At 43.0% G+C, this 17,541-nt stretch carries 17 protein-coding genes; 9 read left to right on the top strand and 8 right to left on the bottom strand.

Features of this window, described 5'->3' with window-relative positions:
• Positions 1-8: 8 nt before the first annotated feature.
• Together folA and L884_RS0101640 are read left to right on the top strand one after the other, a co-directional pair.
• Entirely contained in the window at positions 9-491 is a 483-nt protein-coding gene (folA, locus tag L884_RS0101635; RefSeq protein WP_028765852.1) for a type 3 dihydrofolate reductase, read from the top strand.
• 97 nt (positions 492-588) lie between these two features.
• Positions 589-984 (top strand): DUF3718 domain-containing protein, encoded by a 396-nt coding sequence (locus L884_RS0101640; RefSeq protein WP_028765853.1) that lies wholly within the window; start codon positions 589-591, stop codon positions 982-984.
• A gap of 107 nt (positions 985-1,091) precedes the next feature.
• On the opposite strand, the gene L884_RS0101645 is transcribed toward L884_RS0101640, so the two are convergent.
• The 7 genes from L884_RS0101645 to lptD form a co-directional block, all read right to left on the bottom strand.
• Complete coding sequence (locus tag L884_RS0101645; protein WP_028765854.1) at positions 1,092-3,113, bottom strand: methyl-accepting chemotaxis protein; 2,022 nt, start codon at positions 3,111-3,113, stop codon at positions 1,092-1,094.
• 97 nt (positions 3,114-3,210) lie between these two features.
• The gene (locus L884_RS0101650) at positions 3,211-4,041 is read right to left on the bottom strand and encodes a symmetrical bis(5'-nucleosyl)-tetraphosphatase (RefSeq protein ID WP_028765855.1); all 831 of its coding nucleotides are present in this window, start codon (positions 4,039-4,041) and stop codon (positions 3,211-3,213) included.
• A 24-nt stretch (positions 4,042-4,065) separates the two neighbouring features.
• On the bottom strand, positions 4,066-4,446 hold the full coding sequence (gene apaG, locus L884_RS0101655; RefSeq protein ID WP_028765856.1) for a Co2+/Mg2+ efflux protein ApaG: 381 nt from the start codon (positions 4,444-4,446) through the stop codon (positions 4,066-4,068).
• Between the two features lie 185 nt (positions 4,447-4,631).
• A complete protein-coding gene (rsmA, locus tag L884_RS0101660) occupies positions 4,632-5,435 on the bottom strand; it encodes a 16S rRNA (adenine(1518)-N(6)/adenine(1519)-N(6))-dimethyltransferase RsmA (RefSeq protein ID WP_028765857.1) in 804 nt (267 codons plus the stop codon).
• A 16-nt stretch (positions 5,436-5,451) separates the two neighbouring features.
• A complete protein-coding gene (gene pdxA / locus L884_RS0101665; RefSeq protein WP_028765858.1) occupies positions 5,452-6,435 on the bottom strand; it encodes a 4-hydroxythreonine-4-phosphate dehydrogenase PdxA in 984 nt (327 codons plus the stop codon).
• 5 nt (positions 6,436-6,440) lie between these two features.
• On the bottom strand, positions 6,441-7,745 hold the full coding sequence (surA, locus tag L884_RS0101670; RefSeq protein WP_028765859.1) for a peptidylprolyl isomerase SurA: 1,305 nt from the start codon (positions 7,743-7,745) through the stop codon (positions 6,441-6,443).
• Positions 7,746-7,871: 126 nt separating this feature from the next.
• Positions 7,872-10,196 (bottom strand): LPS assembly protein LptD, encoded by a 2,325-nt coding sequence (gene lptD, locus L884_RS0101675; RefSeq protein WP_028765860.1) that lies wholly within the window; start codon positions 10,194-10,196, stop codon positions 7,872-7,874.
• 155 nt (positions 10,197-10,351) lie between these two features.
• Here lptD and L884_RS0101680 point away from each other — a divergent pair, with 155 nt between their 5' ends.
• The 5 genes from L884_RS0101680 to L884_RS0101700 are packed head-to-tail and all read left to right on the top strand — an operon-like array spanning position 10,352 to position 14,425.
• Positions 10,352-11,362: an aminoglycoside phosphotransferase family protein gene (locus L884_RS0101680; protein WP_028765861.1), complete on the top strand. Its 1,011-nt coding sequence runs from the start codon at positions 10,352-10,354 to the stop codon at positions 11,360-11,362.
• Between the two features lie 14 nt (positions 11,363-11,376).
• Positions 11,377-12,045 carry an N-acetylmuramate alpha-1-phosphate uridylyltransferase MurU gene (gene murU / locus L884_RS0101685; protein WP_028765862.1) on the top strand — a complete coding sequence of 223 codons (669 nt, stop codon included), beginning with the start codon at positions 11,377-11,379 and terminating at the stop codon, positions 12,043-12,045.
• Entirely contained in the window at positions 12,045-12,821 is a 777-nt protein-coding gene (djlA, locus tag L884_RS0101690) for a co-chaperone DjlA (RefSeq protein WP_028765863.1), read from the top strand. Before murU ends, djlA begins: the two co-directional genes overlap by 1 nt.
• A 28-nt stretch (positions 12,822-12,849) precedes the next feature.
• On the top strand, positions 12,850-13,461 hold the full coding sequence (locus tag L884_RS0101695; RefSeq protein WP_028765864.1) for an outer membrane beta-barrel protein: 612 nt from the start codon (positions 12,850-12,852) through the stop codon (positions 13,459-13,461).
• A 10-nt stretch (positions 13,462-13,471) separates the two neighbouring features.
• A complete protein-coding gene (locus tag L884_RS0101700) occupies positions 13,472-14,425 on the top strand; it encodes a D-2-hydroxyacid dehydrogenase (protein WP_028765865.1) in 954 nt (317 codons plus the stop codon).
• A gap of 56 nt (positions 14,426-14,481) precedes the next feature.
• On the opposite strand, the gene purT is transcribed toward L884_RS0101700, so the two are convergent.
• On the bottom strand, positions 14,482-15,657 hold the full coding sequence (gene purT / locus L884_RS0101705; protein WP_028765866.1) for a formate-dependent phosphoribosylglycinamide formyltransferase: 1,176 nt from the start codon (positions 15,655-15,657) through the stop codon (positions 14,482-14,484).
• A 295-nt stretch (positions 15,658-15,952) separates the two neighbouring features.
• On the opposite strand from purT, the gene L884_RS0101710 reads away from it, so the two are divergent.
• Both L884_RS0101710 and L884_RS0101715 read left to right on the top strand, forming a co-directional pair.
• On the top strand, positions 15,953-16,363 hold the full coding sequence (locus tag L884_RS0101710) for a DUF3302 domain-containing protein (protein ID WP_028765867.1): 411 nt from the start codon (positions 15,953-15,955) through the stop codon (positions 16,361-16,363).
• Between the two features lies 1 nt (position 16,364).
• Positions 16,365-17,501 carry an HlyD family secretion protein gene (locus L884_RS0101715; RefSeq protein WP_028765868.1) on the top strand — a complete coding sequence of 379 codons (1,137 nt, stop codon included), beginning with the start codon at positions 16,365-16,367 and terminating at the stop codon, positions 17,499-17,501.
• Positions 17,502-17,541: the final 40 nt, after the last annotated feature.

Below are 17,541 nucleotides of genomic sequence, written 5' to 3' on the forward strand. Positions count from 1 at the left end.
AGAACCCTATGAAAATCGCGATGATTGCCGCAATGGCAAATAACCGAGTGATCGGTAAAGACAATCAAATGCCTTGGCATTTACCTGAAGATTTACGACACTTTAAAGCCATGACTTTAGGTAAGCCAGTTGTGATGGGCCGAAAAACCTATGAGTCTATTGGTCGACCGTTACCTGGTCGCCACAATATCGTCATTAGCCGTCAAGCAGACCTTATTATTGATGGTGTTACCACAGTAACCAGTTTTGATGATGCTAAATTGGCAGCAGGTGACTGTGAAGAGTTGGTGATTATGGGCGGTGGACAATTATATGAGATGTTACTACCACAAGCTGACATTTTATATCTGACTGAAATTGCGTTAGATGTTGACGGTGATACCTATTTTCCAGAGTGGAATGACGGTAGTTGGCAAGAAGTGTCTAGAGATGTAGCTAAAAATGATAATGATCTTGAATATAGCTTTATCAAGTTGGTAAAAAAATGTTAAATTTAACGGGTTGTTTAGTACCCTGTATCTAGACAAAGCCAGCCTACTCGATAGCGCTACTTTGCTAATAAATAAAACTAAAAATAAGGAGTATCAGATGCGCTTGTTGTCTGTAAGCCTCGCTACATTGATGGTGGCATCTTCAATTTCTCTATCTTCACCTGTTGCAGCTAATCAAGATCAATTGGCAGCGAATATTTGCAACTATGTGCAAGCCGACGATAAAAACCGTTTACGCAAAAAGCTAAAGGAAAGCCGAGTTAAACTACGTAATATTTATAGTGGTGTTTCTTGTAACGGCGATAGCTTATTAAGAACAGCCCTAAAAAGTGGTTCTAACAAAGTGGGGACGTTTGTTGCTAAGCGTCTACCAGCATCTGCATTAGGTGCTGTCGAGGCTGATGGTCAAACAATTGTTGCTTGGGCTGAAAGCAACGGCCATAGTGGTAGTGAGATCACTAACGCGATTAAGTCACGTATCGCTGGCGGTTAAATCGAGCACGTAAAGATGAAAAAATACCGGGTTTATCCCGGTATTTTTGTATCTATCGTTTGAGGTGGTAATTCCTGTCGCTATCGCAGAGCTTATACCAATTAGTATTATACTTTAAATTCCTTTACCGACGCTTGTAGCTCTTCAGCTAGCAGGGCCACTTGGTGACTTGACTGTGCTGTTTGGCTCGCTCCAGTAGAGGTTTCCTCTGAGATAGCTGCAATGTGCTCTAATTTTTCAGAGACTTGTTGGCTAACGAGATTTTGCTCTTGGGCTGCATGGGCAATATGTGTTCCTGAGTCATGAGCGCGATGTACTGCGTCGCTAATGCTTTCTAATGCATTATTAGCTTGTTCTGTTTTATCTACGCAAGAATTGGCCTGAGTGCGCCCTAGGTCCATTACAGCGACGGCTTCTTGAGTACCTTGCTGTAAAACCTCAATCATCTGTTGAATTTCTTGAGTTGAATCTTGAGTACGTGATGCTAGGCTGCGAACTTCATCTGCGACAACGGCAAAGCCTCGCCCTTGCTCACCTGCGCGAGCTGCTTCAATAGCGGCGTTTAAGGCCAATAGGTTGGTTTGCTCCGCAATACCACGGATCACATCAAGAATAGAACCGATAGAGGCACTGTCAGCGTGCACCTTATTGATCACGACACTTGCTTTAGACACTTCATCGGCAAGAGCTAGAATAGTGCGTTTATTTTCATCGGCAATGAGGCGCATATGCTGACTTTCGTCATCAGCAGCTTTGATTTGACTTAGGGCGTCGTCGGCGCTTGCTGTCACTTGTTGCGCGCTCGAACTTAACTGGGTTGTCGCTGTAGCGACTTGATCAACCTGACTTTTTTGTTCTTGAATGCCAGTAGTTGTTTGCGCAGTAATTGTGGATGTTTGTTCAGCTGCCGCTGCAAGTTGATCTGAACGCTCTAAAATGCCTTGGATTAAGCCCCGTAGACTATCAACAAGCTTATTGCAGTTTTTTGATAGCGTAGCAAACTCATCATGGCCTGAATCGTCAAGCTTATGAGTGAGATCACCTGAAGCTAGCACATTAAGTGCATGGTTTACTTTATCTAGTGAGCGCGTTAGCGGTCGTACAACTGCAATACTTACTACTACTGCTACAATAACGGCAACGAGCATTAACAAAACGGTACGCATACTGGCACTATCAATGTTAGCGATAGCGTCAGAGCTAATGGTATTGGATATGGCCTCAATGTTATTGGTTAATGCTACCATCTGTTGATTAACATTGCCTGCAGTCTGCTCAACCTCAGTCAATAATGCCGATGCGCTATCGTTGTAAGCAATTTCGTTGCGCTTATACTCAATCAAAGAATTTCGGCCATTGATCATACTAAATACTTTATTGGCTTCACTGTTAATCTCATTGATTAACTCTGCATCAACAACGCCTTCCCAATGACTGGTGATGTAAGTCACTTTGCTTTTTGAGTCACTAACTATGTAATCTAGCTCTTTGGAAATGGTATTAAACTTGGCTTTATCAGTGCTGCCCATGAGATCGAAGCTAGTACTTACTATGCTACTAAAACTAAGATCCAGATTACTTGCAGTTGCGGCGATCTCTTGCTCAATAGGGTCGTCACTCATTTCAAGATCAATCAAATCTAGCAGTAAAGACGCAGTATCATCTGCAGCAATCTCAATTTCATCATATTGGTTGACAACTTTTTGTGCTGTGACTAATGCGCTTTCATGGGCCTGCATCATCTCTTGGCTGGTATTGTTGAACCTAGCGTAGTGACTTTTTAGTTTATTGATCACTGATGTAAAGTCATCATTGTTGCTGACTAGAGTACTTAATTTGTTGAGCTCATTATTGAAGACTTTGCTTGCTGAGGAGAACTGAGCGTTAACTTGAGGCATTTCAGTAATGTCGGGGCTATGGTATGCCACTAAGACGAGCTTTTCTTGCTGAGAAATAGTTTGAGTCAGTTGGCTGCTTGACTCCAATGCTGGAAGGCTTAATTGTTGCAAAACCTGAGTGCTCGCCTTTAATTGGTTATTGGTAAACCAAGATGCGGCGCCGAGAACGAGTAATAGCAAGGTGACAACGGTAAACCCACCAATTACTCTTGTGGCTACATTTAACTTCATAAGCGCTCCATCGTTATTATTTTTTTAAAGTCACTGTTGTTGGCGACACCCAGTAATATTTTATATCGACCAGATGTCGCAATAGTTTAACTGTTTTTTAACTTAATTTAACGCCTTTTAGTTTGTTCTGAGTAATTTTCTGATCAGACTCTAGATGCCATAAGGTCATGAATTCTCCCCAACAGCAACCAGTATCAAGACCTAAACGGTTTGTAACCTTGGTTTTCCCCATGATTGCTGCCCAATGACCAAATACAACACGGTAATCAGTTGGTAGATTGTGCGGTAGGTTGAACCAAGGCGTTAACTCGGCATTGCAATGCTCTATTGGCGCTTTACAGCTAAAATCCAACTTGCCTGAGTCGGTGATATAGCGCATTCGTGTTAATGCATTTATGCAGTAAATCTGCTGTTCAAGATCGGACAGTTGCGGCAGGTCTTGATCTATGTCGTTGGTATACATGTGTTCAATCAGATCGGTTAAATAGCTAGGTGATTGCAAAACATGGCTAACCGCATTGGCTCTGCTGCGTAATGTCTCAAGGTTCCAATTGGGTGGCACTCCTGCGTGAGTCATTATTAAGTGCTGTGTAGGAAGTTCTTGATATAGCGGTTGTGATCTCAACCAATCGATAATCGAGGAAATATCGTTAGCGGCCAATAGCTCATCTAGATGATCTTTTGGATTGGGGCGTTTCAACTTACCATGAATCGCTAGAAGGTGCAGATCGTGATTGCCAAGGACTACTTTTGCCGATCCTTGGAGTGATTTAAAAAAACGTAAAGTTGCTAGAGAGCCTGGGCCTCTTGCAACTAGATCGCCCACAGCCCAAAGGTTGTCGCGTGAAGGATTAAAAGCTACCTTTTCAAGAAGTAAGCTGAGTTCTTGAAAACAGCCCTGAATATCGCCTACAAAATAGTTTGCCATTTTTACCTGTTTATTATGTTTTTGTTAGTGTAGTAAGCCGGGGATGGATAAACGAAATGCCGCAATTCTTGCTTTGAACTCTTGTCCCTGTTCGTCCGTCATGGTGTAACTTCCTTCCATGACACCTAATGGCGTTTCTAAAACAGTACCACTGGTATACTCATATGAGGTTTTAGGTTGGATTGTTGGTGTTTCTCCGACAACACCTGAGCCGTGAACTTCGCTTTTACGACCGTCTGCATCGGTGATACACCAATGACGACTTTTTAAGGTAACGGCTTTATTTCCAAGATTATGGATAGTAATGGTGTAACTAAATAGATACTTATCTTCATCGGGCGAGGATTGGGTTTCAATATACGCTGTTTTTACGTCAACTCTAACTGATGATGTTAATTGATCCATACAAGCCCCTAAAAGATACGTTAAGCGAAATCTGTGTAACTGAGAATGCCAGTTGTCGCTAGTGTTCAGCAAACACGGCTAGATTGATAGTAAATGGACACTATAAAAATTAACACTAATAATCCAAATAATAGGTACAAAAAAAGGGCAGTTAGTGCCCTTTTTTAATCATTGGTACGCCAAGATTACTTTTTATCAAATACATGGTTTGCCATAGCAACGTATTGATCTACGCGGATTTGCTCTGGCCTTAAAGCTGCGTCAATTCCAAGCTGCTCAAAATCTTCATCTGTCAGCATCTGCTTAAGGTTATTTCTTAAGGTTTTGCGGCGCATGTTGAATGCAGTAGTCGTTAAGTTTCTTAACAGCTCTACATCCTTACAAGGCCACGGCTTATCTTTATATGGAACAAGGCGAACTACGGCTGAGTCTACCTTTGGTGGCGGAGTAAAGCATCCTGGTGGAACTTCAAGTACAGGCATTACCTGGCAATGGTACTGCGCCATGACGGTTAGACGGCCATACGCTTTGGTGCCAGGAGCTGCAGATAGCCTTAAAACTACCTCTTTTTGCAGCATAAAGTGCATGTTCTTAATATGTTCAGCAAACTCAAATAAGTGGAACATAAGCGGTGTTGAGATGTTGTACGGTAAGTTACCAAATACTTTCATCTGCTTGTCTTGCTGCACTAATTGGTTGAAATCAAACTTCAGTGCATCACCTTGGTGGATCTCGAGTTTATCTTTTAGCACTGGGTGCTCTTGTAAACGTTCAACCAAGTCTTTATCTAGCTCAACTACAATTAGTTTGTCGATGCTAGTTGCCACCGGCTCTGTTAGCGCTGCTAGGCCTGGACCAATTTCTACCATTACGTGGTCGTTATCCGGTGAGATAGCGCCAACAATGCGATTAATCACATTTTCGTCTGTTAAGAAGTTTTGTCCGAAACGTTTTCTGGCTGTGTGGCCTAAATGTACTTTATTGCTCATGAGATAATTTTTATCACTAATTCTTTGCAGCCAAATCAATGGCCTTATTTAATGCGCAGACGAAACTGCCGATATCTGCAGTGCCTGTGCCTGCAAGCTCTAAGGCCGTACCATGGTCGACCGATGTTCTTATATAGGGTAATCCTAGAGTGATATTGACCGAACTGCCAAATCCTCTAGATTTTAGTACTGGAAGCCCCTGATCGTGGTACATTGCAAGTACAACGTCGGCATCTTCTAGGTATTTAGGTTGGAATAGGGTATCTGCAGGTAAAGGCCCCACAATATCCATATTGAGTTCACGCAGCTCATCTAGTGCTGGGATAATAACATCAATCTCTTCTCTGCCTAAATGGCCATCTTCACCAGCGTGTGGATTCAAACCACAAACATAGATCCGCGGTGTTGCAATAGCGAACTTCTCTACTAAATCATTGTGTAATATTTTGATGATTTGATGTAGTCGATCCCGAGTAATGGCTTTAGATACATACGCTAGTGGAATGTGAGTGGTAACTAAGGCGACTTGTAGGCCGGGAGCTGCCAACATCATAACCACATCTTGGCAATTTGCTTGGTGGGCAAAAAACTCAGTATGGCCGCTAAATGGAATACCCGCTTCGTTGATGATGCCTTTGTGCACAGGTCCAGTCACCACAGCATCAAATTCGCCGACCATGTTTTTTTCGCCGGCAAATTTTAATGTTTCAACAACATATGCGCTGTTTTGCTCATCGAGCTTTCCGCAAACCGCTTCGGTTTCAAGTGAAAAGGGCACAATGGTTAAGGTGCCGGCTTCTTGAGCTTTTGCTGGCTGATTTGGCTGGTAAGGACGCAGTTGAATAGGCAAGCCGAGTTTCTTTGCTCGAGATTGTAGCAATTGTGGATCGGCACAAACGACTAGCTCAGCAGGCCATGCCTGCTGAGCTAGTTGGATCACTAAATCTGGGCCTACACCCGCCGGTTCACCCGGCGTGATGGCGATTCGTTTAGTCGACAATAGTATTAACCTCGGTTTGATACTGGCTCAAAGATATCGATAAACGCTTCCGAGCGCATTTCGTCTAACCAGTTTTGTAACTCTTCATTAAACTTACGACGGAAGATTAATTGATGCGCGCGATTGGTATTGAATTTGTCAGTTGCATCTGTTGTACGTTTATCTTCTAGCTGAACAATATGCCAGCCGTGTGTCGAGCGGAATGGCTCGCTGTATTCACCAATCTGTAAGCTATTAAGTTCCTTAGCAAAAGCTGGTACATAAATATTCGGGTCAGCCCAGCCTAGTTCACCACCTTTGACCGCGCTACCTGGATCTTCAGAGTACTGGCGGGCTAGGTCTTCAAATTTTGCTTCACCAGATTTAACTTGAGCTAGGAATCTGTCCATCATGCTTTTAGCACGCTCTTCTGACAGAATTGGTGATGGCTTAAGTAGAATATGACGAGATTTTACTTCTTCAATTTCTTGGGTTTGTAAACCGCGTGCGTCCATTATCTTAATAATGTGCAAGCCAGAACCACTTTTAATTGGGCCGATTATATCACCAGTTTTGGCATCACCCACAACTTCGGCAAATAAAGTCGGCATTTCGTTGATATTCATGTAGTCCCAAATACCACCTTCAAGTGCTTTTGGACCAGATGAAGCGGCAATCGCGATACTTCTAAAGTCATCACCGTCATTCAATCTTTTAAGCACAGCAGCAGCGCGCTTATTCGCTGATTCTAATTGTTGGCTGTTAGCATCTGCTGGTACATCAATAAGGATATGGCCAATTTGGAACTCAACATCTTTTAGGCCTTGTTCATTGATGATTTTGACAAGGTTATTGATTTCCTGTGGTGAAACTTGAATGCGGCGCTGCACTTGAATACGTTGAATTTCACCAAGGGTGATCTCTTCGCGTAATTGTTCACGGTATTGAGCAAAAGTTGTGCCTTCGCTTTCAATTTGCGCCTTCATATTTGCGACAGTAATATTCTGTTCCTTGGCGATATTTTCAATGGTTTGGTCTAGTTGTAAGTCACCAATGTGTAAACCAATTCTGTCTGCCATTTGCAGTTGTAAGCGGGTTAGAATCAAACGTTCAATAACCTGAGTACGCAACGCTGCATCTGACGGTAGTTTTTGCCCAGCATTTGCTGCATTAGCTTTAATGGTTTTCACCATGCCGCTCACTTCACTTTCAAGAATGATCCCTTCATTGACTTGTACTGTGACGCGGTCAAGTGGCGTCGGAGCAGCCTGAATAGTTTGGCTCATCGCCAACGTTAACAGGGCAAAAATTAGTTGGTTACAGCGTTTCATCCACAAAAATCCTTGGCATTTATTAAGTGTCATTTACGGTATTTTTATACCGCTCGAATGATTCTATAGTCCTGCTTTGACTCTAGGTCGTCAGCTAGGTTCAGCATTTTTTAAGTTATTTATTTGCTAATTTTTCAAATAGAGCGGTTTACGGTAGTTAAATAAACCGTCGTCCAGCATATCTGATACGCCTAATGGACCCGACCCACCTAGTCCTTTAATAACAAAGTTAAGATAGAAGCCACTTTCAAATAGCTCTCGAGTATCCTGTACTGGATTATCTTCGTCAATATAATTGGTCTTAATGCGGTAATGATAACTCAAACGCACTGCCCAACAACATGATTCATATTGAAAGCCTGTGTAGGTTTCTACCGCACGGCTTTCATTTAGATCGTAGTACCAGTTACCAACAAGATATAAGCTGTCATTGATAGGCCAAGCGCCTCGGAAGCCTACCTGTTTAATATCGACGGATTCATTGGTGTTAGTGTTTAATAAGTCAGGTACATAGCGGTAACTCGCCTGTAGGAGCTTATTTTCACCTGGGCGGTAATCAACTGTGAGTTCGCTTTTCTTATTTTCACTTTCTTTAGCGTCATATTGAATAGAGCCACTGAAAAACCAGTCAGAATAAAGCTGAGTTGTTAGCTCCGCTGCAACGGCTGAGTTTGAAGTGTTTTCCTGTACAAACACATCGTTAGTGCCATTTACATCGTTAATACCAACCCGACTGTCTTGCAAATAGATGATTTGGCCAAGACTAAACTTAAACACTTCACGGTTTTGTTCGTTGAACATTCTGGTTGTTAAACCAAGCGTGAACTGGTTGGCATCAGCAATACGATCTAAGCCAGAAAAGCGGCGCTCTCTGAAGAGGCCATTATAGTCCTCTTGTAATAGGGCAGTATCGTAAATACCTATGCCTGATTGATCTTCGTAACCCACATAAAGGTATTGGAACTGTGGCTCTAACGTTTGGCGATAGTTGCTGTCAAAATAGTCGGTAAAGCGTTCGAAATTAATTTGGCCATGAACTCGAACTTGCGGCAAGGTTCGATTCACTGTGTCATCTAGTTGCGTGGTAGATAAATTCGATCTGTCATCTTGCCAGTAATTGGTTTGTAGCAGCTTGACCTCACTAGTAAGTGAGCCGGCTGGTCCATGTATTGGATAAGAAATGCTTGGCTCTAAATGCAAACGGGTTGCAGTCGAGTACTCGCTATCTTGGTGCTCAAAATTAGTTAATTCACTATTGAAATTAAAGTCTATGCCGTGCCAATAGTTAGGTGCGCGATAATTAAAGGTCAGCTGCGGCATCACTTGATAAGGCTTTTCATCTTCACCCAGTACTTTGATGTCTTGTACGCGGGCGCTGACATCCCAGTTCTGCTCGAAATAGGCAACTTCACCGATACGGGTTAATTGGTTATCGGTCGCACGCTGCACATCTGAACTTAAGTCATTGAAATAGTTATTATCAGATACATCAGTATAGTTGGCTAATACTCGCCAATTTTTATTGATGGCGCCACTATGTTCCCAGTGGTAAAGATAGCGGTCAGGGCTGCCAACTAACTTATCGTCATTAGCGAGGTATTCTAAGTTTAATTGGCCTTGCTGCTTTTCACCGGCTAAATATCTGAACTCTGTTTTGGTAAATAAGCCACGGGCAGACATATAGTTTGGCGTAAAGGTTAGGTCGTATTCCGGAGCGATATTCCAATAGTAAGGTGTCGCAACCTCAACACCATTAGTTGTGCTGGTGCTAAAGCTTGGAAATAAAAAGCCTGACTTGCGTTTATCAGATACCGGAATGGTCATGTAAGGCACATACATGACAGGAACGCCACCAATTTTAATTTTGGCGTCCCAAATTTCGCCCCATTCGTCAGAGCTATCGATTTTGATGCGATCGGCTTCTAAAAGCCATGCAGGGTCTTCCCCCGGACAAGTGGTGAAATTGGTACCGGCAAGTAGCAGATTATTCTCTTGAGTGATCTCTAAAGTCTCTGCATCACCATGGATCTGTTGACCATGAAGCCAATATTTCGCGCCACTTAGTACCGCGCTGTTACTGCGCATTTTAGCCACTAACGATTCAGCGGTAACGGTAAATAATTCATCCTGAAAAACTAAATTACCATTGGCCTCTAACTCTTCAGCTTCTTGATTTAAAATGGCTTCATCTGCAGCGACATTTCGACCACCTTGGCTGAAGTTTACATTACCTGAAAACGTGGCTTGTTTGCCCATCTGAGCTTCAGAACGATCAGAGCTAATATAGATACGTGCTAAGTCCTCGGCAGTGTTGAGCTCATAGAGAGGTACATAGGGTTTTACCGGAGGTACAACAACACACTGTGCACTATAGTTGCTCACAGTTTCGGTTTCGTCTGCTAAGACTAATTGGGGAAGCAGGCTCAAGGCCAGAAAATAACGGATCTGCATCTTAGGTCAATTAATAATGATTTCTTAGTCTGGACAGTGAAAGAGGAGAAAAGTTGTCCCTTTCCTGGGCAACTCAGCCAAATAATTTTTTTCAATCGCTTAGCTGTTTCCATTTTGTCGTTATAATAAAGCAATTTCTTCTTAAGAGCCATGAGGTGCCCTTGTCAGATCCTAGATTTCTTCAGTTAAATGCATGGCTAAACCAGTATTTTAATGTAAAAGTATCGCCACAGTTGATATCTGGCGATGCGAGTTTTCGACGCTACTTTAGAGTTTTTGTTAATAATGACTCTTATATTGTAGTCGACTCGCCGCCTAACCTTATCGATATTGTGCCTTTTATTCAATTGGCGGATAGCTATTCACGTCAAGGCATTGCTGTGCCAAAGGTTATTGCAAGTGACCGTGATTTAGGTGTCATGTTGCTAAGCGACTTAGGGGATACACAGCTGCTTTCTGTATTAAATAAAGAGACCTTACAGCAATACTACTCTGAGGCTTTAGGGTTACTGACAGATATTGCTAAAGTGACACAGACTCAAACAGGCCCGCTTCCTAAATACGATGCAGCATTCGTAGCCCGTGAATTGGATATTTTTTGTGAGTGGCTAGCATTACATCATTTAGGCTTAGCCGTTGATGAAGTTAACATTCGCACGGCGGGTGCTTTTAAAGTATTGACCGAAAATGCGATGTCACAACCTCAGGCTGGCATGCATAGAGATTATCATAGTCGCAATTTAATGCTGCAAGATGGTCAATTGAAGGTGATCGACTTTCAAGATGCTGTTATCGGTCCTGTGACTTACGATGCAGTGTCTTTATTGCGTGACTGTTATATTCGTTGGCCCGATTCAGATGTTGAACTACTTATGCAGCAGCATTATCAGCAATGTCTTAACGATAAGCTTATTGGCGCGGATGTGAGTTTTGCCCAGTATCGAAGATGGTTTGATTTAATGGGGATCCAACGTCATGTAAAAGCGGCAGGTATTTTTGCAAGGCTGAATTATCGTGACAATAAACCTGCCTATATGGCTGATATCCCACTTACATTAGAATACATTCGCGATATAGCTGCGAGGTATCAAGAGTTACATGGGTTTTCCAAGTGGATAGCTGAAGTGATCATTCCAGCGGTTACAGCTAAAAGCCAATTGCATTAATAACAAGGTATCTAATGAAAGCGATGATTTTAGCTGCAGGGCGTGGCGAGCGTTTGCGGCCTTTGACAGATTCAATCCCTAAACCTTTGGTAACTGTTGCGGGTAAGCCATTAATTGTTTATCACATTGAAAAGCTAGCTGCTGCAGGGTTCCGTGAGATTGTCATTAACCATGCTTGGCTTGGGCATAAATTAGTCGAAGCACTTGGTGACGGCAGTCAATGGCAAGTTAATATCCAATACAGTGCTGAGACATCTGCATTAGAGACTGGAGGTGGTATTAAGCAAGCGCTTAACCTATTAGGCGACGAGCCTTTTTTGGTGATTAATGGTGACATATTTATTGATAGATTACCTGAAATCGCACCGCTAGACTCAGGCATGCTCGCTCAGCTTTGGTTAGTTGATAACCCTAGTCAGCATCCTGATGGTGATTTTGCGTTAGCCGAAGGTAAGGTGTTTGAGCATGGAGAGGAAAAGCTGACGTTTTCAGGCATGGGAATTTATCACCCAAAACTATTTGATAATACGCCAGAAGGCGCATTTGCGTTGGCACCGTTATTGCGATCAGCAATGAAGCAGCAACGAGTTAGTGGTTGTCATTTTAATCATTTTTGGTGTGATGTAGGCACAATTGAGCGACATACACAAATTGAAGTTCGTGAAAGTAATAAGGTTAAGTAATGCGTATTTGGGGTAAGTTTTTCGGTTTCGTTATTGGCTTTATGTTTGGCCGGCTTGCGGGGGCGATTCTCGGTTTGTGGCTTGGACATATGTATGATCGCAAGTTAGCAAGAGATGCAGGCATTAGCAGTGGTGCTAAACGTCAGGCGTTATTCTTTAATACCACATTTGCTGTTATGGGGCACGTAGCGAAAGCGTCGGGACGAGTCACAGAAAATGACATTCGCATGGCAACCTCTTTGATGGATCAGCTTAACTTAAGCGGTCAAGCCCGTGCCGATGCGCAAGCAGCCTTCCGTGAGGGCAAAGACTCAGACTTTGATCTTAATGCTTGTTTAAAGACCTTTAGGTTGATTTCTATGGGTCGTAAAGAAGTGTTGCAGATGTTTTTGGAGATCCAAATTCAAACCGCATTATCAGATGCGCAATTGGATCAACAAGAGCGCGCTATTTTGTCTACAGTGGCTAAAGAGTTAGGTTTTAGTCAACAGCAGCTCGATGATTTACTAGCGCGATGGCAAGCGGAGTTTAATTTTCATCGCAGCGGCGCAGGCAACCAAACCTCGATTAAAGATGCCTATGATTTGCTTGGTATGAGCGAGGCTAATTCAGATCAAGAGATAAAACGTGCCTACAGAAAACTGATGAATGAACATCACCCAGATAAATTAGTGGCTAAGGGCTTGCCAGCTGAAATGATGGAGTTAGCAAAGACAAAAGCACAAGACATTCAAGCCGCTTATGATAGAGTCAAAGGTGAAAGAGGAATGCGCTAATTTTAGTCATAACAGATAGGGACATAAAATGAGATTAAGTATTGGGGTATTAATGGCTTCATTGTGTGCTCTTCCCGCAACGGCTGAAGTGTATGTGGCGCCATTTGCTGGTTATAGCTTTGCTGGCAGTGAATTTGATATTTCAAGTACAGCCAGTACTGATAATGGCCAAGGTAAGATTGCTGAATCTGAAAACTATGGTCTGATGCTTGGGATCACCACTAAGGATCCGGGTAATGTCTATTTGCTATATAGCCACCAAGCAACAGATCTAAAAGGTGCGGGTAATTTTAGCCCTGAGATTATCACTTCAATGGATGTTGACTATTTTCATGTGGGTGGTTCGCTCTATTTTCCTAATGGTGCATTGCAACCTTATGTGACCACAAGTTTAGGTTTGACTCACATGCGTCCTGGGGATGGTTATTCAAACGAGACTCGTTTTTCGATGGCGATTGGCGGTGGTTTTGAGTATCAGGTTAGTCAGTCGATATCCCTGTTTGCAGAAGTGAAAGGCTACGCCACCTTTGTCGATGCAGACAATGCGCTATTTTGTGATCATGCAGGCTGTATCTGGAAAATTCAGTCAGACATCATGTGGCAAGGGCAGGCTAATATAGGTGCTAGCTTTAAATTTTAGGTTAGTTTTTATGAAGTTAGTGGTACTCGACGGTTTTACCCTTAACCCTGGTGATCTTGATTGGCAACCGCTTGCCGAATTGGCTGAGCTCACTGTGTATGAGCGCAGTTCCTGTGCTGATATTTTACCCCGTAGCCAAGATGCCGAGGTTATTTTTACCAATAAAACGCCCCTAGATGAAGCGACGTTACAGCAGCTACCTAAGCTTAAATATATCGGTATTTTAGCTACTGGTACTAATGTTGTAGATCTTATTGCGGCGAAAAATCTTGGCATAGTCGTCACCAATGTGCCTGCTTACGGTCCTGATGCGGTGGCACAAATGGCATTTGCCCACATCCTCAATGCGACTCAACAAGTGGCATTGCATTCTGAAGCGGTAAAGCGTGGTCAATGGACGCAAGCCAATGACTTTTGCTTTACATTGACACCATTGCAATCTCTTAAAGGTAAAACACTAGGCTTGATTGGCTTTGGTGATATCGCTCAAGCCGTGTCTAAAATTGCCTTGGCGTTTGGTATGCAAGTGCTGGTTAATACTCGCAATGCAGATCTACTTTTGCCAGAAGGTTGTCGCTGGGTTGAGCGAGATACTGTGTTTGCTCAGTCTGATATTATTTCGCTGCATTGTCCTTTAACGCCTGAGACTCAGAACATGATCGATGCTTGTTCGCTGAAAAAAATGAAAGCAACTGCGATGCTAATTAATACCGCACGCGGTGGGTTAGTTGAAGAGCAAGCATTAGCGGATGCGCTCAATCAAGGTGAACTTGCCTTTGCCGGTGTTGATGTATTATCGACTGAACCACCTAAACCTGATAATCCATTGCTGAGCGCGAATAATATTAGTATATCGCCTCATAATGCATGGGCGACAGTTGAAGCGAGAGCTAACTTGCTCAACATTGCCATCGACAACTTAGGTTGTTTTTTAGCCGGTAAACCTAAAAATTGTGTTAGCTAAATATCACTGTTTTGAACAAAAATAACCCAGCTAACTCGCTGGGTTATTGATTGGTATTATATGATGACCTTGATTTTATCTGCGGCGTTGAGCGCCTTAGTAACGGCATTATCAATATCAATGCCTCGAGCTAGAGCAACGCCTAAACGTCGTTGACCATCGATTTCAGGTTTAGCAAACAAGCGTACTTGCGTATCAGCTTCAACTAATGCTTCTGCTACACCGGTAAACTGAATATCTGTCGAGGTTCCTTTAGCCAGAATTACCGCTGATGCGCTTGGGCCATGTTGAGCGATATTACTGATAGGTAAACCGAGAATAGCCCGAACATGTAAAGCAAATTCCGATAGATCTTGGCTAATGAGCGTTACCATACCTGTGTCGTGTGGTCGCGGTGATACTTCAGAAAAGTAGACTTCATCGCCTTTTATGAACAGCTCTACTCCAAACAGCCCATAACCGCCTAAAGCTTCGACGACTTTTTTACCAATGGCTTGAGACTTTTGCAAAACCGTTGCTGACATTGCTTGTGGCTGCCATGATTCACGGTAATCACCCTCCTCTTGACGATGACCGATAGGATCGCAAAAGTGAATACCATTAACGGCACTAATTGTTAGCAAGGTGATCTCATAGTCGAAGGCGATAAAGCCCTCTACAATTACTCGGCCTTTACCGGCGCGGCCGCCCTCTTGGGCATACTCCCAAGCGGACAAAATTTGTTCTTGGTTACGAATAACACTTTGGCCTTTTCCCGATGAACTCATAACAGGCTTGACGACACAAGGCAGGCCGATCGTCGCGACAGCATGGTTAAATTCAGCTTCGTTATCACAGAAGAAATAAGGAGATGTTGCAATGCCTAAGGTCTCTGCGGCTAAACGGCGAATACCTTCACGATCCATTGTTAGTTGGGTAGCTTTTGCTGTAGGGACGACATTAACGCCTTCAGCTTCTACTTCGAGTAAAGTCTGGGTAGCAATGGCTTCTAACTCAGGAATAACCAGATCGGGTTTTTCTAATGCAATTACAGCTTTTAATGCATCGGCGTCAAGCATGTTGATGACATGTGAGCGATGAGCTATTTGCATTGCCGGGGCATTGGGATAACGGTCTACGCCAATAATCTCAATACCGAAACGTTGCAGCTCTATAGCAACTTCTTTACCTAGCTCGCCACAGCCAAGCAGCATAGCGCGTTTAGCACTGGTTGATAATGCAGTACCTATCATTTGTGTACCTTTATTTTGTAGGGAGTGTCTTGATTGCAGGGCAAGCTTGTTGCCGCACAGTCTATTTAAGCATCTATGGCTTTTTATTATTTGTGCCTAGTGTAACGCGCAGCTACTAGTTGTTACGGAGAATTGCTAGCAAGTGTGCGTTAGATCACACGCTTTACTCTATTGTCAATGAATTTAATGTTTGTTTTTTAATCATAAAAATGGATTTTAAGTGTAAATGTTGCCAAAATGATAATGGTGTGTTTTAGGGGCTATCGCCAAGATCTGATTAAAAAGGGAGAGCGCAGTGTTTCTAGATTATTTTGCATTAGGCATCATTTTTTTCGTGGCTATTTTTATTTTTTATGGCGTGATAGCGATCCATGATATCCCCTATGAAATAGCCAAAAAACGTAATCATCCACAGCAAGATGCTTTACATATTGCCGGGTGGGTTAGTTTATTTACTCTTCATGCTATTTGGCCATTTTTATGGATTTGGGCAACGCTTTATCGTGAAGATAGGGGCTGGGGTTTTCAGGAGGTTGTTGAAAAAGAGCAACTACTTGAAAGTGAGGTAAAAGGTTTAACTGAGTCAGTGAGAAATCTAGAAAAGAAATTGGCAGCAATGGAAGCGGCTAACTCTGTCGAAAATGTTGCGGCTGACATAGTTGGTAAGCCGTCCACAGGTAATCAAGCTGATAAGGTAGAGGTGTAATATGGATTTATTGTTAGTACTTACCTATACCGCAGTATGTATTGCTATCTTTAAGATATTTAAAATCCCACTGACAAAATGGACGGTACCAACGGCGATTTTAGGTGGCGTTTTTATTGTAGGTGCGTTGATTTTATTGATGAACTACAACCATCCTTACACACCATTTGCCAAAGAGTATTTTGTCACCACACCTATTAACCCAGCAGTGAGAGGGGTGGTGACAACAGTAGAAGTCGAACCAAACACACCGATAAAAAAGGGTGATGTTTTATTTAGAATCGACCCAACACCATTTCAAGCTATTGTTAAACAAAAGCGTGCAGCGTTAGTGGCGGCAGAGCTAGAAGTGCCGCAACTAGAAGCTGCGTGGGAAACCGCCAAAGCGGCTGTAACTCGAGCCCAAGCAGATAGAGATAGAACTAAGTCAGCATTTGACCGTTATGAAAAGGGACGTAAACGTGGTGGCGCGAACTCACCGTTTACTGAGCTGGAACTCGATAATAAACGTCAGCTTTATTTAGCTTCAGAAGCACAATTAACAGCGGCAAGTGCGGAAGAGTTAAGGGTGCGCTTGGCTTATCAATCTAATGTTGATGGCGTTAATACCAAAGTGGCGGGGATCCAAGGTGAACTTGAAAAAGCCGAGTTCGACCTTGAACAAACTGTGGTTAGAGCACCAGCCGACGGGATGGTGACACAGATGGCTTTACGACCGGGTATCGTTGCCGTGCCTATGCCACTTAGACCGTTACTTAGCTTTATTCCTGACGAAGAGCGGGCATTTGTTGGTGCATTTTGGCAAAACTCACTCTTACGTTTAAAAGAAGGGGATGAAGCTGAGGTTATTTTAGACGGCGCGCCAGGACAAGTGTTTAAAGGTAAGGTAGCTAAAGTGTTACCTGCTATGGCTGAAGGTGAGATCCAATCTTCAGGAGCGTTGATTTCTGGTAATCGGTTAATGACTCGCGGCCGCGCTTTGGTGCTTATTAAACTTGAAGATCATGAAGTGCGCACCCGCTTTCCTGCCGGTGTTTCTGGTCATGCAGCTATCTATACCGAGCATTTTGCTCATGTATCAATAATGCGTAAAGTGTTATTGAGAATGCAGGGCTGGCTCAACTACTTATTCCACTAAGGTATTTTGGTGAATAAGGAGTTATAAGCTAAATAAGGCA

This window comes from Shewanella fidelis ATCC BAA-318 (genome assembly GCF_000518605.1).
In the GTDB taxonomy this organism is placed as follows: domain Bacteria; phylum Pseudomonadota; class Gammaproteobacteria; order Enterobacterales; family Shewanellaceae; genus Shewanella; species Shewanella fidelis.